Source organism: Pseudomonas frederiksbergensis (assembly GCF_003732275.1).
Lineage (GTDB): Bacteria > Pseudomonadota > Gammaproteobacteria > Pseudomonadales > Pseudomonadaceae > Aquipseudomonas > Aquipseudomonas frederiksbergensis_H.
This window is the reverse complement of sequence record NZ_MOBM01000038.1, coordinates 444073-460141: the sequence shown is the minus strand read 5'-3', so window position 1 is coordinate 460141 and position 16069 is coordinate 444073. Positions and strand designations below refer to the sequence as shown.

Annotated in this window: 16 protein-coding genes; 5 read left to right on the top strand and 11 right to left on the bottom strand. The window is 59.5% G+C overall.

Translation table 11 applies throughout. The features are described from left to right. Positions 1–210: 210 nt before the first annotated feature. A complete protein-coding gene (gene acnB / locus BK662_RS21365) occupies positions 211–2811 on the bottom strand; it encodes a bifunctional aconitate hydratase 2/2-methylisocitrate dehydratase (RefSeq protein ID WP_032835413.1) in 2601 nt (866 codons plus the stop codon). A 510-nt stretch (positions 2812–3321) separates the two neighbouring features. Between acnB and BK662_RS21360 the strand changes: the two genes are divergently transcribed. Next, a complete protein-coding gene (locus tag BK662_RS21360; protein WP_030130429.1) occupies positions 3322–3792 on the top strand; it encodes a DUF1289 domain-containing protein in 471 nt (156 codons plus the stop codon). 104 nt (positions 3793–3896) lie between these two features. On the opposite strand, the gene uspL is transcribed toward BK662_RS21360, so the two are convergent. Further along, a complete protein-coding gene (gene uspL, locus BK662_RS21355) occupies positions 3897–4760 on the bottom strand; it encodes a universal stress protein UspL (RefSeq protein WP_123359716.1) in 864 nt (287 codons plus the stop codon). A 161-nt stretch (positions 4761–4921) separates the two neighbouring features. Here uspL and BK662_RS21350 point away from each other — a divergent pair, with 161 nt between their 5' ends. From BK662_RS21350 to BK662_RS21340, 3 genes are all read left to right on the top strand, one after another. Then, on the top strand, positions 4922–5530 hold the full coding sequence (locus BK662_RS21350; RefSeq protein WP_123359715.1) for a MiaE family protein: 609 nt from the start codon (positions 4922–4924) through the stop codon (positions 5528–5530). 165 nt (positions 5531–5695) lie between these two features. After that, on the top strand, positions 5696–6400 hold the full coding sequence (locus BK662_RS21345; protein WP_123359936.1) for a response regulator: 705 nt from the start codon (positions 5696–5698) through the stop codon (positions 6398–6400). Beyond that, positions 6401–7687 (top strand): ATP-binding protein, encoded by a 1287-nt coding sequence (locus tag BK662_RS21340; protein WP_123359714.1) that lies wholly within the window; start codon positions 6401–6403, stop codon positions 7685–7687. A 119-nt stretch (positions 7688–7806) separates the two neighbouring features. Here BK662_RS21340 and BK662_RS21335 read toward each other — a convergent pair whose 3' ends face one another. From BK662_RS21335 to BK662_RS21315, 5 genes are all read right to left on the bottom strand, one after another. Beyond that, entirely contained in the window at positions 7807–8595 is a 789-nt protein-coding gene (locus tag BK662_RS21335) for a MipA/OmpV family protein (protein ID WP_123359713.1), read from the bottom strand. 101 nt (positions 8596–8696) lie between these two features. Further along, positions 8697–9185 carry a GFA family protein gene (locus BK662_RS21330; protein WP_123359712.1) on the bottom strand — a complete coding sequence of 163 codons (489 nt, stop codon included), beginning with the start codon at positions 9183–9185 and terminating at the stop codon, positions 8697–8699. Positions 9186–9382: 197 nt separating this feature from the next. Then, a complete protein-coding gene (locus BK662_RS21325; RefSeq protein WP_123359711.1) occupies positions 9383–10000 on the bottom strand; it encodes a DNA-3-methyladenine glycosylase family protein in 618 nt (205 codons plus the stop codon). A gap of 74 nt (positions 10001–10074) precedes the next feature. Then, positions 10075–10887: an isocitrate lyase/PEP mutase family protein gene (locus BK662_RS21320; protein WP_123359710.1), complete on the bottom strand. Its 813-nt coding sequence runs from the start codon at positions 10885–10887 to the stop codon at positions 10075–10077. A 45-nt stretch (positions 10888–10932) separates the two neighbouring features. Further along, on the bottom strand, positions 10933–12015 hold the full coding sequence (locus BK662_RS21315) for a bifunctional transcriptional activator/DNA repair enzyme AdaA (RefSeq protein WP_123359709.1): 1083 nt from the start codon (positions 12013–12015) through the stop codon (positions 10933–10935). Between the two features lie 126 nt (positions 12016–12141). Here BK662_RS21315 and BK662_RS21310 point away from each other — a divergent pair, with 126 nt between their 5' ends. Next, on the top strand, positions 12142–12555 hold the full coding sequence (locus BK662_RS21310; RefSeq protein ID WP_123359708.1) for a VOC family protein: 414 nt from the start codon (positions 12142–12144) through the stop codon (positions 12553–12555). Positions 12556–12558: 3 nt separating this feature from the next. Here the strand turns inward: BK662_RS21310 and BK662_RS21305 are convergent, their stop codons facing one another. The 4 genes from BK662_RS21305 to BK662_RS21290 all read right to left on the bottom strand — a co-directional run bounded on the left by BK662_RS21305 (position 12559) and on the right by BK662_RS21290 (position 15867). Further along, positions 12559–13179 (bottom strand): LysE family translocator, encoded by a 621-nt coding sequence (locus BK662_RS21305; RefSeq protein WP_123359707.1) that lies wholly within the window; start codon positions 13177–13179, stop codon positions 12559–12561. A 289-nt stretch (positions 13180–13468) separates the two neighbouring features. Then, positions 13469–13831, bottom strand: coding sequence for a DUF6124 family protein (locus tag BK662_RS21300; RefSeq protein ID WP_123359706.1), 363 nt, complete (start codon positions 13829–13831; stop codon positions 13469–13471). Positions 13832–14332: 501 nt separating this feature from the next. Beyond that, positions 14333–14623, bottom strand: a complete 291-nt coding sequence (locus BK662_RS21295; protein WP_052964247.1) for a hypothetical protein — start codon at positions 14621–14623, stop codon at positions 14333–14335. 179 nt (positions 14624–14802) lie between these two features. Further along, positions 14803–15867: an alpha/beta fold hydrolase gene (locus BK662_RS21290; RefSeq protein ID WP_123359705.1), complete on the bottom strand. Its 1065-nt coding sequence runs from the start codon at positions 15865–15867 to the stop codon at positions 14803–14805. Between the last annotated feature and the right edge of the window lie 202 nt (positions 15868–16069).

Sequence of the window (16069 nt, the reverse complement as noted above, 5' to 3'; positions counted from 1 at the left end):
TGACCACTGACGTTTCTGCGGGCCTGTGAGTCCGCTATCGCGAGCAGGCTCGCTCCCACAGGTTCTGCACCGTTTCTGTGGGAGCGAGCCTGCTCGCGATGGGGGCGCCTCGTTCTTCAGGTGAGCCAGGCAGTGAGTCCCACATTTCTTCAGGCATAAAAAAACGCCGCTCATCTCACGATGGGCGGCGTTTTTTATGGCGTTGTAACGTTAGGCTTGAACGACCGGGATGTTGGCGTTCGCAGCAGCTTCACGGAACTCGGCGATCTGGTCGAAGGACAGGTAGCGGTAAACATCGGCCGCCATGCTGTCGATCTTGCCAGCGTATTCCATGTACTCCTCGACGGTCGGCAGGCGACCCAGGATGGACGCAACGGACGCCAGCTCGGCCGAAGCCAGGTAGACGTTCGCGCCGTCACCCAGACGGTTCGGGAAGTTACGGGTCGACGTCGACACCACAGTCGAGTTCGGCTCTACACGTGCCTGGTTGCCCATGCACAGCGAGCAGCCTGGCATTTCCATGCGTGCGCCGGCCTTGCCGTAGATGCCGTAGTAGCCTTCTTCGGTCAGCTGGTGAGCGTCCATTTTGGTCGGCGGCGACAGCCACAGACGGGTTGGCAGCTGACCCTTGACCTGTTCCAGCAACTTGCCGGCAGCGCGGAAGTGACCGATGTTGGTCATGCACGAACCGATGAACACTTCGTCGATCTTCTCGCCAGCAACGCTGGACAGCAGACGGGCGTCGTCCGGATCGTTTGGCGCGCAGAGCACAGGCTCTTTGATGTCGGCCAGGTCGATTTCGATGACTTCAGCGTATTCGGCGTCAGCGTCGGCAACCATCAACTCAGGGTTGGCGATCCAGGCTTCCATCGCTTGAGCACGACGTTCCAGGGTACGCACATCACCGTAGCCTTCACCGATCATCCAGCGCAGCAGGGTGATGTTCGATTGCAGGTATTCGGTGATCGACTCTTTCGACAGCTTGATGGTGCAACCGGCAGCCGAACGTTCGGCCGAGGCGTCGGACAGCTCGAAAGCCTGTTCGATGCTCAGGTTGTCCAGGCCTTCGATTTCCAGGATTCGGCCGGAGAAGGCGTTCTTCTTGCCTTTCTTCTCGACGGTCAGCAGGCCAGCCTGAATTGCGAAGTAAGGAATGGCGTGAACCAGGTCACGCAGGGTGACGCCCGGTTGCATCTCGCCTTTGAAACGCACCAGGATCGATTCCGGCATGTCCAGCGGCATCACGCCAGTGGCAGCGGCGAATGCGACCAGACCGGAACCGGCCGGGAACGAAATGCCCATCGGGAAACGGGTGTGCGAGTCACCACCGGTGCCGACGGTGTCCGGCAGCAGCATGCGGTTCAGCCAGCTGTGGATGATGCCGTCGCCCGGACGCAGGGAAACGCCGCCGCGGGTCATGATGAAGTCAGGCAGGGTGTGGTGGGTGGTCACGTCGATCGGCTTTGGATAAGCCGCGGTGTGGCAGAACGACTGCATCACCAGATCAGCGGAGAAGCCCAGGCACGCCAGGTCTTTCAGTTCGTCACGGGTCATTGGACCGGTGGTGTCCTGAGAACCCACGGTGGTCATCTTCGGTTCGCAGTAGGTGCCTGGACGCACACCGGCTACGCCGCACGCCTTGCCGACCATTTTCTGCGCCAGGGTGAAACCCTTGGTGCTTTCGATCGGGGCATCCGGTTTCTTGAACAGGTCGAACGCTGGCAGACCCAGTTCGGCGCGAGCCTTATCGGTCAGGCCACGGCCGATGATCAGCGGAATACGACCGCCGGCACGGACTTCGTCCAACAGCACAGGGGTCTTCATTTCGAAGGTGGTGATGACTTCGTCGGTACCGTGCTTGCAGACTTTGCCAGCGTGCGGGTACAGATCGATCACGTCGCCCATGTTGATGTTGGTTACGTCGAATTCGATTGGCAGTGCGCCGGCATCTTCCATGGTGTTGTAGAAGATCGGAGCGATCTTGCTGCCGAAGCAGAAGCCGCCAGCACGCTTGTTCGGCACGAAAGGCACGTCGTCGCCGAAGAACCACAGCACCGAGTTGGTGGCCGATTTACGCGACGAACCGGTACCGACCACGTCACCGACGTAGGCGATCGGGAAGCCGCTGTTGCGCATTTCTTCGATCTGCTTCATCGGACCGATGGAGCCTTGTACGTCCGGCACGATGCCGTCGCGAGCCATTTTCAGCATGGCCAGGGCGTGCAGCGGGATGTCCGGGCGGGACCAGGCATCAGGAGCAGGGGACAGGTCGTCGGTGTTGGTTTCGCCAGTCACCTTGAACACGCGCAGGCTGATCTTGTCGGCCAGCACAGGGCGGTTCTTGAACCACTCGCCGTCGGCCCAGGATTGCAGAACGCCTTTGGCGTGAACGTTGCCGTTCTTGGCACGTTCAGCCACGTCGTGGAAGGCGTCGAACATCAGCAGGGTGTGCTTGAGCTCTTCGGCGGCTACTGGTGCCAGTTCGGCGTCGTCCAGCAGATTGACCAGCGTCACGATGTTGTAGCCACCCTGCATGGTGCCGAGCAGTTCAACAGCGCGTTTCTTGTCGATCAGAGGGGATTTGGCTTCGCCTTTGGCGAGGGCAGAGAGGAAACCGGCCTTTACATAGGCCGCTTCGTCCACGCCTGGCGGAACGCGATTGGTGATCAGGTCAACGAGGAAGGCTTCTTCGCCAGCCGGGGGATTCTTCAGCAGCTCGACCAGGCCTGCAGTTTGTTCGGCGTTAAGCGGCTGGGGAACGATACCCAGTGCTGCACGCTCTTCGATATGTTTGCGGTAGGCTTCAAGCACAGTTATTACCCTCATCAGTGGTCCCAAATGGGTGTCCGGGACGCTCATCCCGAAATTGCCGTACTCATGCGCTGCGTGGCGTTGTGGGCCGCTTAGCCAGAATTACCGGCAATTCCTTACAGAAGCTGCTTTCAAAGTTTTACGCCTGCAGAACGGGGAGCTGATGAGGGTTGGCGTCAGGTTTTTCACCGCTGAAAAACCCTTCGCCAACACCGCTCTGAAGGAACGACTGTGCTCGTGACGCTTTGAAAACAGCTTCTAACGGACATTGGCGCCTTAAAAGGCTGGCTGATTCTACGGCAAAAAAAAATTAAAGGTAAGTCAGGGTCTATTGGACTTTGGTGGTGAGCTGCGTTGCTGGGCCAACGTGTGCGGGGCAAGGCGCGGGCATCCGTCGCGGCCGTCACCAAAGTCCAACAGACCCTGAGGCCCCAAACTTTGAGGGGTGATGAATGTTAGACAAAGGGCTAACATGCCGACCTGTTCTGCTTTCCCGTGTTTTGCCTACCTATGCCCAATCAGACCATCAAGACCCCCTGCGTCGGCCTCTGCTCCACTGTTTACGGTGATCTGGTGTGCCGTGGCTGCAAGCGTTTCCACCATGAAGTGATTCACTGGAACGGTTACAACGAGGAAGAAAAACGCGCGGTGTGGCTGCGTCTTGAGCAATTGTTGTCGCAGGTGATGGCCAGCAAGATAGAGATTTTCGATCCCGCGTTGCTGCGTCTGCAGCTGGAGCAGCGCAAGATTCGTTTTGTGCCGCATCAGTCGGAATATTGCTGGGCTTATCAGCTGATCGCCCGGGGCGCGCGGGTCATCAATAATCTGGAAGCCTACGGGATGGTGCTGCTGCCGGAGTTCCGCGACTGGAACCTCCCGGAATTGCGCGATGCCATTGATCGGGAATTTTTCCTGCTGTCTGAGGCGCATTACCAGCGCTACATTGCGCCGGGGTTTCTCAAGGATGCGTTCGGCGGTTAAGAGCATCGCGAGCAGGCTCGCTCCCACAGGGGATTTGTGAGCGCCACAGATCCAATGTGGGAGCGAGCCTGCTCGCGATGGCGTCCTGCCGGGCACCGCAGATTTCAATGCTGGGTCACGATCTCTTCCAGATGATCCATGACCGTATCCGGCTTGAGCACCAGCACATCGCTTTCCAGCGCATCCAGCACCACTTCCGCCGTATTACCGATCAACGCCCCGGACAACCCGGTCCGAGCCACGGTGCCGATCACCGTCACCGATGCCCCCAATTTATGGGCCATATACGGAATCAACACATCCGCCGGACCTTCCTCGATGTGCAGATGGTCATCATCAATGTCGAACTCGGCCTGGAACGCCTTGCACTGCTCGCGGTAACTGGCCTCGATGGTTTCTTTTAGCTGAAACGTCGGGTCGGCCGCCGACAGCATCGGCGATGGATGGGCGCTGATCACGTGCAAATGGGCTTTGGCCAGGCTGGAGATATCGTAGCCATGATCAATGATGCTGGCGTGCAAGGTGCGGTGTTCGCCGTCGATGTTGCCGACATCGATAGCCGCCAGGATCACGCCGCCGGTCCAGGGCTTGGCGGTTTTCACCAGCAGCACCGGAGTAGGGCAGTAGCGCAGCAGTTTCCAGTCCGCCGGGGTCAGCAGGGCTTTTTTCAGCGGGCTGTCAGCGAAATGCTGCTTGATCACCAGCCCGCAGCCTTCGGCTTGCTGCACATCGACGATGGTTTCGTGCAGGCTTTCGTTCCAGGCCTGTTCGGTGGTGACGCTGTAACCGTCCTCCAGCAGGGCCGCCTTGAGCACACCCAGCATGCCAGCGTGGTCATGCTTTTTGTCGCAGACCAACAGGTGCAAATGGGCCTGGGTCACGCCGGCGATCAGTTTGGCCCGTTTGAGCGCCAGGCTCTCCGAGTGCTCGGGTTCGATGACCACCAGAATGCTGCGAATGGCTTGCATGATCGGAATCTCCCTGGAAGGTAAAAACACTGCGTTGGACAACTATAGTTGCTGGTCGGCATTCGGCGACTTGATGCATATCAACGGTTGGCGGCTGGTGGTCTGTCGGCAGGCCGGTATAATCGGCGCCCTTCGTTCTGTACCTTTTATCCGTGAGCCCCATGATCCTTCCCGAAATTCACGAATTCCTTGGCTGCCGCACGCCCGCTGGCTGGGTCCAGGCCGCGCTGGCCGATCAGGAAACCCTGCTGATCGACCACAAAAACTGCGAATTCAAGGCGGCCAGCACGGCGTTGAGCCTGATTGCCAAATACCACTCCCACGTCGATCTGATCAACCTGATGTCGCGTCTGGCCCGGGAAGAGCTGGTGCATCACGAGCAGGTCATGCGCCTGATGAAAAAGCGCAAGATCGAGCTGCGTCAGCTGTCCGCCGGGCGTTACGCCTCGGGGCTGCGCAAAGTGGTGCGCAGCCACGAGCCGGTGAAGCTGGTGGATACGCTGGTGGTCGGCGCCTTCATCGAAGCCCGCAGTTGCGAGCGTTTCGAGGCGTTGGTGCCGCATCTGGATGAAGAACTGGGCAAGTTCTACTTCGGTCTGCTGAAAAGCGAGGCGCGGCATTTCCAGGGTTACCTGAAACTGGCCTATCAGTACGGTGACGCCAAGGACATCGCCCAGGTGATCGAGAAGGTTCGTGACGCCGAGCAGGCGTTGATCGAGTCGCCGGATGTGGAGTTTCGCTTTCACAGTGGTGTGCCGGTAGCGGCGTGATAAAGGCTGCGATCTTTGACCCTGTTTGTAAAAAACTCTTAAAAGAATGAAACATCGCCAAAAACCGGCCCCCGTGGCCGGTTTTTGCTGCTTGCGATAACCGTCCCGAACGCGATTGGCGCCATAATGCCGGCCACTTCATTCAAGGGTTGGCAAACGGTCGTTATGGATAACCTGGGTTTTGGCAAAGTACTGCTGGTGGAAGACGACGAAAAGCTTGCCGGGCTGATCGCGCATTTCCTGTCCCAACACGGCTTCGAGGTCCGACAGGTGCATCGCGGTGATCTCGCGTTGGCCGCTTTCCTCGACTTCACACCGAAAATCGTGGTGCTCGACCTGATGCTGCCGGGCCAGAGTGGCCTGCACGTGTGCCGCGAAATCCGCAGCGTATCCGACACGCCGATCGTCATTCTTACCGCCAAGGAAGACGACCTCGATCACATCCTCGGCCTGGAATCCGGTGCCGACGACTACGTGATCAAACCGATCAAACCACCGGTGCTGCTGGCACGTTTGCGCGCCTTGCAACGCCGTCAGATGCCAGACAGCAGCGTGTGCAGTTCGTTGGAATTTGGTCATCTGAGCATCGACCGCAGCTGCCGCGAAGTGCGATTGGCGGGTGAGGGCATTGAACTCACCACCATGGAATTCGAACTGCTATGGTTGCTGGCCAGCGCCGCCGGCAAGACTCTGTCCCGCGACGACATTCTCAACATGCGCGGTATCGCCTTCGACGGCCTAAACCGCAGCGTCGACGTCTACATCAGTAAATTGCGCGGCAAGCTCAAGGACAACCCGCGCGAGCCGGTGTGCATCAAGACAGTCTGGGGCAAGGGTTACCTGTTCAATCCGTTTGCGTGGGAGCTGTAAATGCTGCGGTTGTTTTTGGGGCTGTTTCTGGTGATGACGGTTGGCCTGGTACTGGGCCTGCAAACCGTCGAGCGCACGTTCGATGCGCTTCTCGACGGTCAGATGCAGAGCTACAACCGAGAGGCGGGGCGGGGCCAGGCCTGGTCGCTGGCCGAGCAGTTGCGCGGCCTGGACAGTTCGGCCCGGGAGCGCCAACTGGAAGCCGTGCGCCCCCATTACGGCTTGGGCCTGACTCTGGTCGAGTCCGATCAACTGTCCCTGACCGATGAGGAAAAAGCCGAGTTGGCCCAGGGCCTGCTGGTGATTCGCGACAAGTACACGCAATTCATCTCGCGCATTGACGACGGCTCGCAGCTGCTCAGCATCAAACTGCCGGCCGAGCCGAGCCTGATGTCGTTTTACATTGCCGCGGCCTATCTGATGATCGCGGTGATGATCGGTTTCGTGTTGTTATTCTGGGTGCGCCCGCACTGGCGCGACCTGGAAAAACTGCGCCTGGCCGCCGAGCGATTCGGCGATAACGACCTGTCGTCCCGCATCCAGTTGTCCAAGCGTTCGAACATTCGCGATCTGGCCGAACACTTCAACCTGATGGCAGCACGCATCGAAGGCCTGATCGCCAATCAGCGCGAGCTGACCAACGCGGTGTCCCATGAACTGCGCACGCCGATTGCGCGGTTGTCGTTTGAACTTGATCAGCTCAAGCAACAATCCGATCCGACCCAGAATCTCGAACTGATTGCCGACATGTACGCCGACCTCGGCGAGCTGGAAGAGATGGTTTCCGAGCTTCTGACGTACGCCAGCCTTGAGCGCGGCGCCACGGTGATCACGCGGGAAAATATTCAGGCCAGCAACTGGCTCGACAGCGTAGTTGGCAGCGTGGCGCTGGAGGCTGAGGCTGCCAGGGTGCAGCTGTTGATTGTCGAATGTCAGGTCGACGAAGTTCGTATCGAACCGCGTTTCATGGCCCGCGCGGTGATCAACTTGCTGCGCAATGCCATTCGCTATGCCGAGGAGCGGGTGGAAGTGTCGTTGGTGCGCACCGGTGATCATTACGAAGTGCGGGTCAACGACGACGGGCCGGGCGTGCCGCTGGACGGGCGGGAGAAAATCTTCGAGCCGTTCTCGCGCCTGGACGCCAGCCGCGACCGCCGCACCGGTGGGTTTGGCTTGGGGCTGGCGCTGGTGCGACGGGTGTCGCAATCCCATGGCGGGCAAGTGGAAGTGACGGATTCGCCGTGGGGCGGGGCGTCGTTTCGCATGACCTGGGCGCACCTGGATTAGCTGTGTTGTTCTTGCGTACGCCTTCGCGGGCAAGCCTCGCTCCTACCGCATTCGCGAACGCCGCAAATCCTGTAGGAGCGAGGCTTGCCCGCGAAGAGGCCATCTGCAACACCGCATCATCAAAAGCTGTACACCACCTGCCCAACCAACGACGTCTGCATCCGGCGCTCCACAATCGGGCTGTCCGCCGCATCATTGGCCAGGTACTGAACGGCGAGCACCGTTGAAACACTCCACTGATCATTGATCGGCAGCGACCAGGTCAAATCCGCCCCGCGACTCACCAGCCCACCGTGTGTGTCATAGGCCCGAAACTGACTGCGCGATGCCTGCGCTGCGCTGACGCCATACCAGGTGCGCACGTAGTTGCTGTCGCCGAACTGACTGTTGAGGCTGCCCACGAGCTTGCCATGATCACCGTCATAAAGCGGTGCGCTGATGCTCAGCTTCAGTCGGTTCCAGGCCGAGCCGGTGTCGTGATCGTCATCATCCTTTTCCAGTGCATGTTCGAAAGTGGCGCCGAGGATGATCGGCCCCATCTGGTAGGTTCCGTCCAGCCCCAGTACTGGCCGCGACTTGATCGAGCCCATGCCATTGAGCTCATCCGAGCCTTTGAAACCGGTCTTGCGATCCTTGCGCACATCACTGGCGCCGATGTACACGCTCAAACCGAAGTCGTCTTCGTCAAACGCCCAGCCCAGCCCCTTATCGGTGTCGAGAAACAACCCATAAGGGCTGGTGATTTTTGCCCCCAACAGCGGTGCCACTGCGCGTTCGTCACTGCCGCTGTAACGCGGCACGCTGGCGGCACCGGCTCGCAAGCTGTAGCGCCAGTCTTCGGCGTGCAATGAGTCGGAAGAGATGAGCAGGCAGCATGAAGTCAACGGCAGACACAACGAACGGAACATGGGAGCACCCGAAGGGAGGTTGGATGCGCCCATGCTAAGCGGGTGCCGGCCGGCAATCTTTGAGAGCTTTGTCGGGAAACTGTCAAAGACTGTGAACGGGCTTAGCGGCTCAAACCCAGGCGCTCATGCCATTGGGCGATGGACTCTTCGGGGTAGACGTCGAACTGCTGGTCGCCCGGATGCGCCTCGACTTCCACCCACGGCGCCTTGGAGCCGAGCATCAGGTGCGTATGTTCCGGTGGTACCGGCAACGGAGTGTCGATGGCCGAGGCAAACGGATGAATCAACTCCGGCCATTCAGGGCTGAACAGCCATAATCCCGAGCCGCAAAGAGAGCAGAAATGCCGCTCGGCGGTGCTGCGGCGGGCGCGTTTGTCACCTTCGTCCTTGAGCCGCGCATGGTAAATCGAGATGTGCTTGCGACCATGCACCTTGAGGCTGTCGGCATCGCCGCCCAGGTTGATCGCATAGCCGCCACCGCCCTGGGTCTTGCGACAGATCGAGCAATAGCAGCGCTGATAAGGGTAGGGGTGGGCGCTGGTCAGGCTGAACGACACTGCGCCGCAATGGCAGGAACCTTCGAGCTGCATGGGAACCTCCGACGGGTCTTGGGATGGCTCAAGACAGCCTAGACCGTCAGGGTTTCCGGGCAGTTGAATTTGTGCTGGATGTGCGGGCGCTATCGCGAGCAGGCTCGCTCCCACAGGGAATTTCTGTGAACACATTATGTGTGAACACTGAAGATCAAATGTGGGAGCGAGCCTGCTCGCGATGAAGATAACGCGGTCTATCGGCTAGGCACCCGCCACAAGTACCACGCCGCCACCGTCCGATAGGGGCTCCACGCCAGCCCGATTTCAATCATCTGCTTACGAGTCGGCTGTACCTCTAGCCCCTTCAGCCGCCGATAACCCTCACGCACGCCAAAGTCATCGGCCGGTAAGATGTCCGGCCGCTCCAGGCTGTAGATCAGCAGCATTTCCACCGTCCAGCGACCCACCCCGCGCAAGGTAATCAAGCGCTTGATCAACGCTTCATCGTCCATCGCCAAGGCCGTGGCGTAATCCGGCACCACGCCGTCCAGAGCCGCTTGAGCGATGCCCTGAATGGTCGTGATCTTGCTGGCGGAAAACCCGCAACCGCGCATCTGTTCGAAGTCTGTCGCCAGAATCTGCTCAGGTCTGGGGAAGGTGCTTGCCGGAAACAACGCCAGCAGCCGGCCGACAATCGCATCGCCGGCCTTGGCATGCAGTTGCTGATAGGCAATCGCCCGCACCAGCGACTCATAAGGATCGCGAGCCGCATGGGGCTGATGCAGGCAGGGGCCGATGGCGCTGATGTGGCGTTGCCAGTCGGCATCGAGGGCAGAGAGAAATTCGCTGGCCAGTTGATAGGTGTCGGGCATGGAGCGTCCTGAAGCGCGGGTGACTGCGGGAAGATTAGTCGTCCCCCCGCAGCGCCGCACTCTATTGCTTGCGGTCAAACTTTGCCGGTGGGGGCCAGCAGGGCGTTCACTTGGCCATAAGTGAAGGCCTTGAGGTCACTGCTATCGAGTTTTCCGGTCTCCAGAAAGCTTTTGGCTACCGACGCCATGGCGCCGTAGAGGAATTCGGCGATGCTCGAACCTGCGCTCAAACGGCGCACGCCGAGGGCTTGCAGTTCTTCCGGCGAAGGCAGGCCCGCGAAACCGAGCACGTTCACCGGCAGCGTCGTGCCACGGCATAGCGCTTCGATCTCATACGCCGCCGTGACGCCCGCCGCGAACAGCCCGTCGGCACCGGCGGCTTGATACAACGCGGCACGCTTGAGTGTCTCTGCGACGCGATCTTCGGCAGATACCAAGCCCCTGAGGTACACGTCGGTCCGGGCGTTGATGAACAACTTCACGTCCCGGCGATTGGCGACCTGGCGAGCGATTTCGATCTTGCGCGCCAGCAGCTCGGGCGGCGAAGCACCGTCCTCGATATTGATCCCCACGGCACCGGCAGCGATGACGGCGTCGATCACTTCTGCGACCCGACCCAGGTCATCGGAATAACCGGCCTCAATGTCCACGGTCAACGGCACCGTGATGACTCGGGCGATGGATTCAACGGTGGACACGAGACGTTCAAGCGGCAAGGTGTTGCCATCCGGGTAACCGTGAACCCAAGCCACCGCCGCGCTGCTGGTGGCGACGGCCTTGCTGCCCAGCTGTTCCACCAGTCGCGCCCCGGTGGCGTCGGCGACGTTGGTCAGAATCAGCAGGCCGCTCTGGTGCAGTTGGTGGAATTGTTTGTCGAGTATGTCCATCGAATGTCCTTCCTTATGACTGTCTGAAAAGAAACGGCGGAGTGATCAGAACGCGAGTTGTTGGGTGATTTGCACTGCGGCGTTTTCCAGCCTGAGCAGAAACGCCTTGCGCGGTTGTCCTCCACCATAGCCGGTCAACGAGCCGTCTGCACCGATCACCCGGTGACAGGGCAGGATAATCGCCAGACGGTTTTGTCCGTTAGCCAGGCCCACGGCGCGACTGGCGCCGGGTTTGCCCAGTTGCGCGGCGATCGCGCCATAAGTAGTGGTCTGGCCGTAGGGGATTTTCGTCAGTTCGGCCCACACCTGCCGGGCGAAATCGCTGCCGGGCAAGTGCAGTGGCACGTTGAATTCGGTCCGTTTGCCTGCGAAGTATTGCGCCAGTTCTTCTTCGATCTTCTGCAAATGCCCGTTATGCCCGGGGGCCACGGCGTAGCCATAACGGTTCTGCAGTTCTTCGATTTCCTTGGTCAGTGCCGGTCGATCGAGAAACTCCAGCAGTACCAACCCACGCTGTTCGGCCATGGCGATCATCGGCCCCAGCGGTGTGATCAGTCGAGTGAACAGCAGTGGCTCGCTGTGGGCGGCGCGGCCGGGCGTGATGTGGAACGACTTTTGAAACGCATCGCGAAAACCGCTCAGGGATTCGTAGCCGGAGTCGAACGCGGCGTTGTCGATGGATTCGCCCTGTTTGATGCCACCGAGAGCAATGCCCAGGCGCCGGCTGCGCAGCCAGGCGTGAAAGGTCATGCCGAAATGCTGCTTGAACCAGCGACGCAGTTTCAGCGGCTCGATGCCCTCGGCGAGCAACTGGGCATCGGTCCAGCGCAGGTCGGGGTCGGCGTCCACGGATTTGAGCAGCCGCTGCACCCAGTCCGGCGCGATGGCCGCGGCGTCCAGCGGCTTGCAACGCAGGCAGGCCCGATAGCCCGCCAACATCGCCTCATCGGCATGGGCGAAGAACTCGACGTTTTCCGGCTTCGGTTTACGCGCCGTACAGCCGGGGCGGCAGAAAATGCCAGTGGTTTTGACCGCGGTAAAGAACACCCCCTCGTAGGCGGTGTCGCGTTCGAGCATGGCGCGAACCATCTCGGCGTGGGGCGGAAGCACAGCGTTTTGTAGGTTCATGGGCTGAGCATATGCCGCGTCGCCCGGCGCCTCCACCGGAAAATCGACAGTGAATTTTTGTAGCCCTGAGCTACAGTCATCGGGTCACCGATAATCCTGTAAACGATATTTTCAGGAATCCTTCTAATGCAACCGTTCATGATCAAACACATCGATCACATCGTCCTGCGCGTCAAGGATCTCGAACGAAGCATCACTTTTTACGGCGAGGTATTCGGCGCCGAACTGGTCAAGCGCCGTGACGATTTGGGCCTGGTGCATTTACGTGCGGGCACCTCGATGATCGACCTCGTCGACATCCAGGGTGAACTCGGCCGCAAGGGCGGTGCTGCCGCAGGCAACGAACGGCGCAACGTCGATCACTTCTGCCTGCGCATTGAACCGTTCGACGAGGAAGCGCTGGTCAGTCACTTGCAGTCCTTCGGCCTGACACCCGAGAAAGCCGCAGTGCGTTTCGGCGCCGAAGGCCATGGGCTGTCGATCTATTGCTTCGACCCGGATGGCAATCAGGTTGAACTGAAAGGGCCGTCTCAAGGGTAAAGATCAGGCCCGTTTCGCCATCAACAACACCGAAGCCGCTGCCGACAACAATCCCGCGCAGCAACGGTTGAATATCCGCTTGCCCCGTGGTTCGGCGAACCAGCGGCGCATGTGCAGGCCCATGTAGGCGTAGGCGCTGATGGCGATCCATTCCAGCATCAGGAACAACGCGCCGAGCACGACGAATTGCGCGGCAATCGGTCGAGTCGGGTCGACGAACTGCGGCAGGAACGCGGTGAATAGCAAAATAGCCTTGGGATTACCCGCCGCCACCAGAAATTCCTGCCGCGCCAGAGCGACAATGCCAATTGGCGCACCGTTCACAACCTGCTCGGCCTCGGGGTGGGCGCGCCACAGTTGCCACGCCAGGTACAGCAGATAAGCGGCGCCAATGATTTTGATCGCGTAGAACAGCCATTCCGAGGTTTGCAGCACCACCGACAACCCGGCGGCGGCCAGGGCAATCATTCCGGCAAACGCCAGCAAGCGTCCGACGCCGGCCACGCAGGCGCGACGATAGCCATAACGGGTAGCGTTGCTGACCGACAGCAGATTGTTCGGGCCGGGGGCCATGTTCAGGGCGAAGCAGGCCGGGAGAAACAGGGTGAGGGTGGCGAGGTCCACGACGACGGCTCCAGTAACGTGAGCCGTATTTTTATCATGAGTGACGAGTGGGCCGGCCCATACAGCGGTGAGCGCAAATCGCCGTACACTTGTGCCGGGTTGGTCAAGGCAAATGCCAGTTGGTTAGCGCAATCCCTGTGGGAGCGGGCTTGCTCGCGAAAGCGGTGTGTCAGGCAACATTAATGTTGGCAGATACTCCCCCTTCGCGAGCAAGCCCGCTCCCACAGGTTCTGCGCCTTAACTGACTGGCATTGCCTGGTTAAGGCCGTTTTTTCAACGGACGAAGCGACTAATTCTGCGGATCGATATTGTCCAGCGCCCGGTTCACCGCCAGCTCGCCCAGCATGATGTTCTGCTGAATCCCCAGCATGGTGTTGCGATGCGGGTTTTCCAGAAGGTTTGCAAAATCACTGAGCATGACACTGGCTGATGCGAGTGATTCGCAGGCATGGGCCAGCAAGCTTTCGGTATCCATGTCGGGGGCGACGATGAACATTCTGCTGGGTTTACGGGCAGCAGCGGGTTCTTTGGGGGGCTTGAGGTAATGATCGAGCGCGCGTTCCGCCGCGTCGTGGAGCTTTTTTGAGTCGATGGATTCGTAGGGGGAAACGTCGTCGTCGGTTTCCGGTGGATTCGGTGTGATCTTGAACATTGGCTCTAACCTCTATATGAGTGAGGCTGCAACCAGTTCGCGACTAAACGAATAGGAGGCAGCTGTGCGCAGGTTAGTCGACCGATGAGCCAAGAAATCGGCGCGCCGAAGCGCCCTGCGCACAGCCACCATCAAGTGCAGGGATGGGATACCTGACTGATAGAAGCATGTGCATCTTGACATCAGCGGGCGACTAAACCCGACCACTGATAGGCAGTGGCAGGGAAACGATAGAGGCCAGGGCCAAGGCGCACAAGCCGGCGGATTCTGGCGTAGTCGTAGGCAATGACGCAAGACGCTGTAGCTTTCAGGAAGTAACGCGCAGCCACATTAAACAAGCTCCCCTAAACACCCGAAATCCCCCGTAGGAGCTGCCGAAGGCTGCGATCCTTTGATTTTGATCTTCACCCAGACCACCGAAAATCAAGATCAAAGGATCGCAGCCTTCGGCAGCTCCTACGGGGGATATACTTCGTCATTCAGGTTGGGATAAAAGACGCGCTATTTGATCTGCACAATCACCGGACCTTCCGTCACGATCGGCGGGTTTGCGTGGATATTCGAGGCATTTTTCTGAATCCAGTCGCGCGCGACTTTCAAGCTCGCATCGCTGCCGGCCTTGTCCGTGCAAACAGTCACCGCCGTACCGCCATCACCCGTATTCAGCAGTGTGTAACTTACCAGGCCAGGCACTGTCCGCAGGGTAGCTTCGACGTCGGCCTTGCGCTGTTCTAAAAGATCGAACAGCTGCTTTGCGCCAGCACCCAAGTAGGTTCTTATAACCGCATACATGGTCGTCTCCTTTGGGAGTTACCGTCTTGATGCCAATCAAGATCCGTTGATGGCTGCCACTACTAAAATTTCAGTTCGTCCCGATTTAATCAGCTTAGCCAAACGCCCGGCGGCGAGCGAAATGCAACGACCGCCGGCCACTTTAGAGGGAACGAGCCGTTGTTGTGACGGTGCCGGATTCAAAGGTGATCCGCATCAATCACAGCCTTGGCGAACGCCTGCGGATCTTCCTGCGGCAGGTTGTGGCCAATGCCGCCGTTGATCAGCCGGAACTCGTATTTACTAGTGAAGCGCTTGGCGTAATCCTCGGGGGCAGGGTGCGGCGCGCCGTTGGCATCGCCTTCAAGGGTGATGGTCGGCACGCTAATGGAAGGCGCCATAGCCAGTTTCTGCTCTAGCGCTTCATATTGGCTCTCGCCTTGAACCAGCCCCAGGCGCCAGCGGTAGTTGAATACGGTGATGTCGACATGGTCGGGGTTCTCCAGAGCCTTGGCGCTGCGGTCGAAAGTGGCGTCATCGAACGCCCATTTCGGCGAAGCCAGTTGCCAGATCAACTTGGCGAAGTCGTGGGTATTTTTCTCGTACCCGGAGCGACCGCGATCGGTGGCGAAGTAAAACTGATACCACCACTGCAATTCGGCCTTGGGTGGCAGCGGGTTCTTGCCGGCCGCCTGGTTACCGATCAGATAGCCGCTGACCGAGACCAACGCCTTGACCCGCTCTGGCCACAGCGCCGAGACGATGTCGGCCGAACGCGCGCCCCAGTCATAGCCACCGAGCACGGCCTGTTTGATCTTCAGCGCATCCATAAAGTCGATGACGTCACTTGCCAGCGCGGCCGGTTGACCATTGCGAACAGTTTTCTCGGACAGAAAATGCGTATCGCCGTAGCCACGCGCATACGGCATCAGCACTCGATAGCCCTTTGCTGCAAGCAATGGCGCGACCTCGTCATAGCTGTGAATGTCGTACGGCCAGCCGTGCAGAAGAATCACTACCGGCCCATCGGCCGGGCCTGTTTCGGCGTACGCCACGTTCAACAGTCCGGCGCTGACATGCTTCAGCGGGCCGAAAGGAGAGGGTGCCGCATGAGTGGCGCCGGCACTGATCGCGTCTGCCTGCACGGCTGCGGCTGTTTGTGCGTGGGCCGCACCGAGAACGCTGAACAGGGTGAGCGCGAGGATCGATGAGCCGACCAGACGGCGGCGAGTTGTGCCGGTTTTTTTCTGCAGTGCCATCTTCATGGTGATGTCTCCGTTGCAAGCCGTTGGCCAGGGGTTCTGGGTGATCCCCTTCAAACCTGGCTTGCATTTGAACGCGGCGACGTATCTGGCCTGTGTCGAATCGCAGGCCAGGTGAAAACCCATGTATCAAGAGGCTAGCCAGACACACTGTGATACACAGCGGAGCATTCGTATGAAACGGGTCATCCGGGTAGGCTGCTTC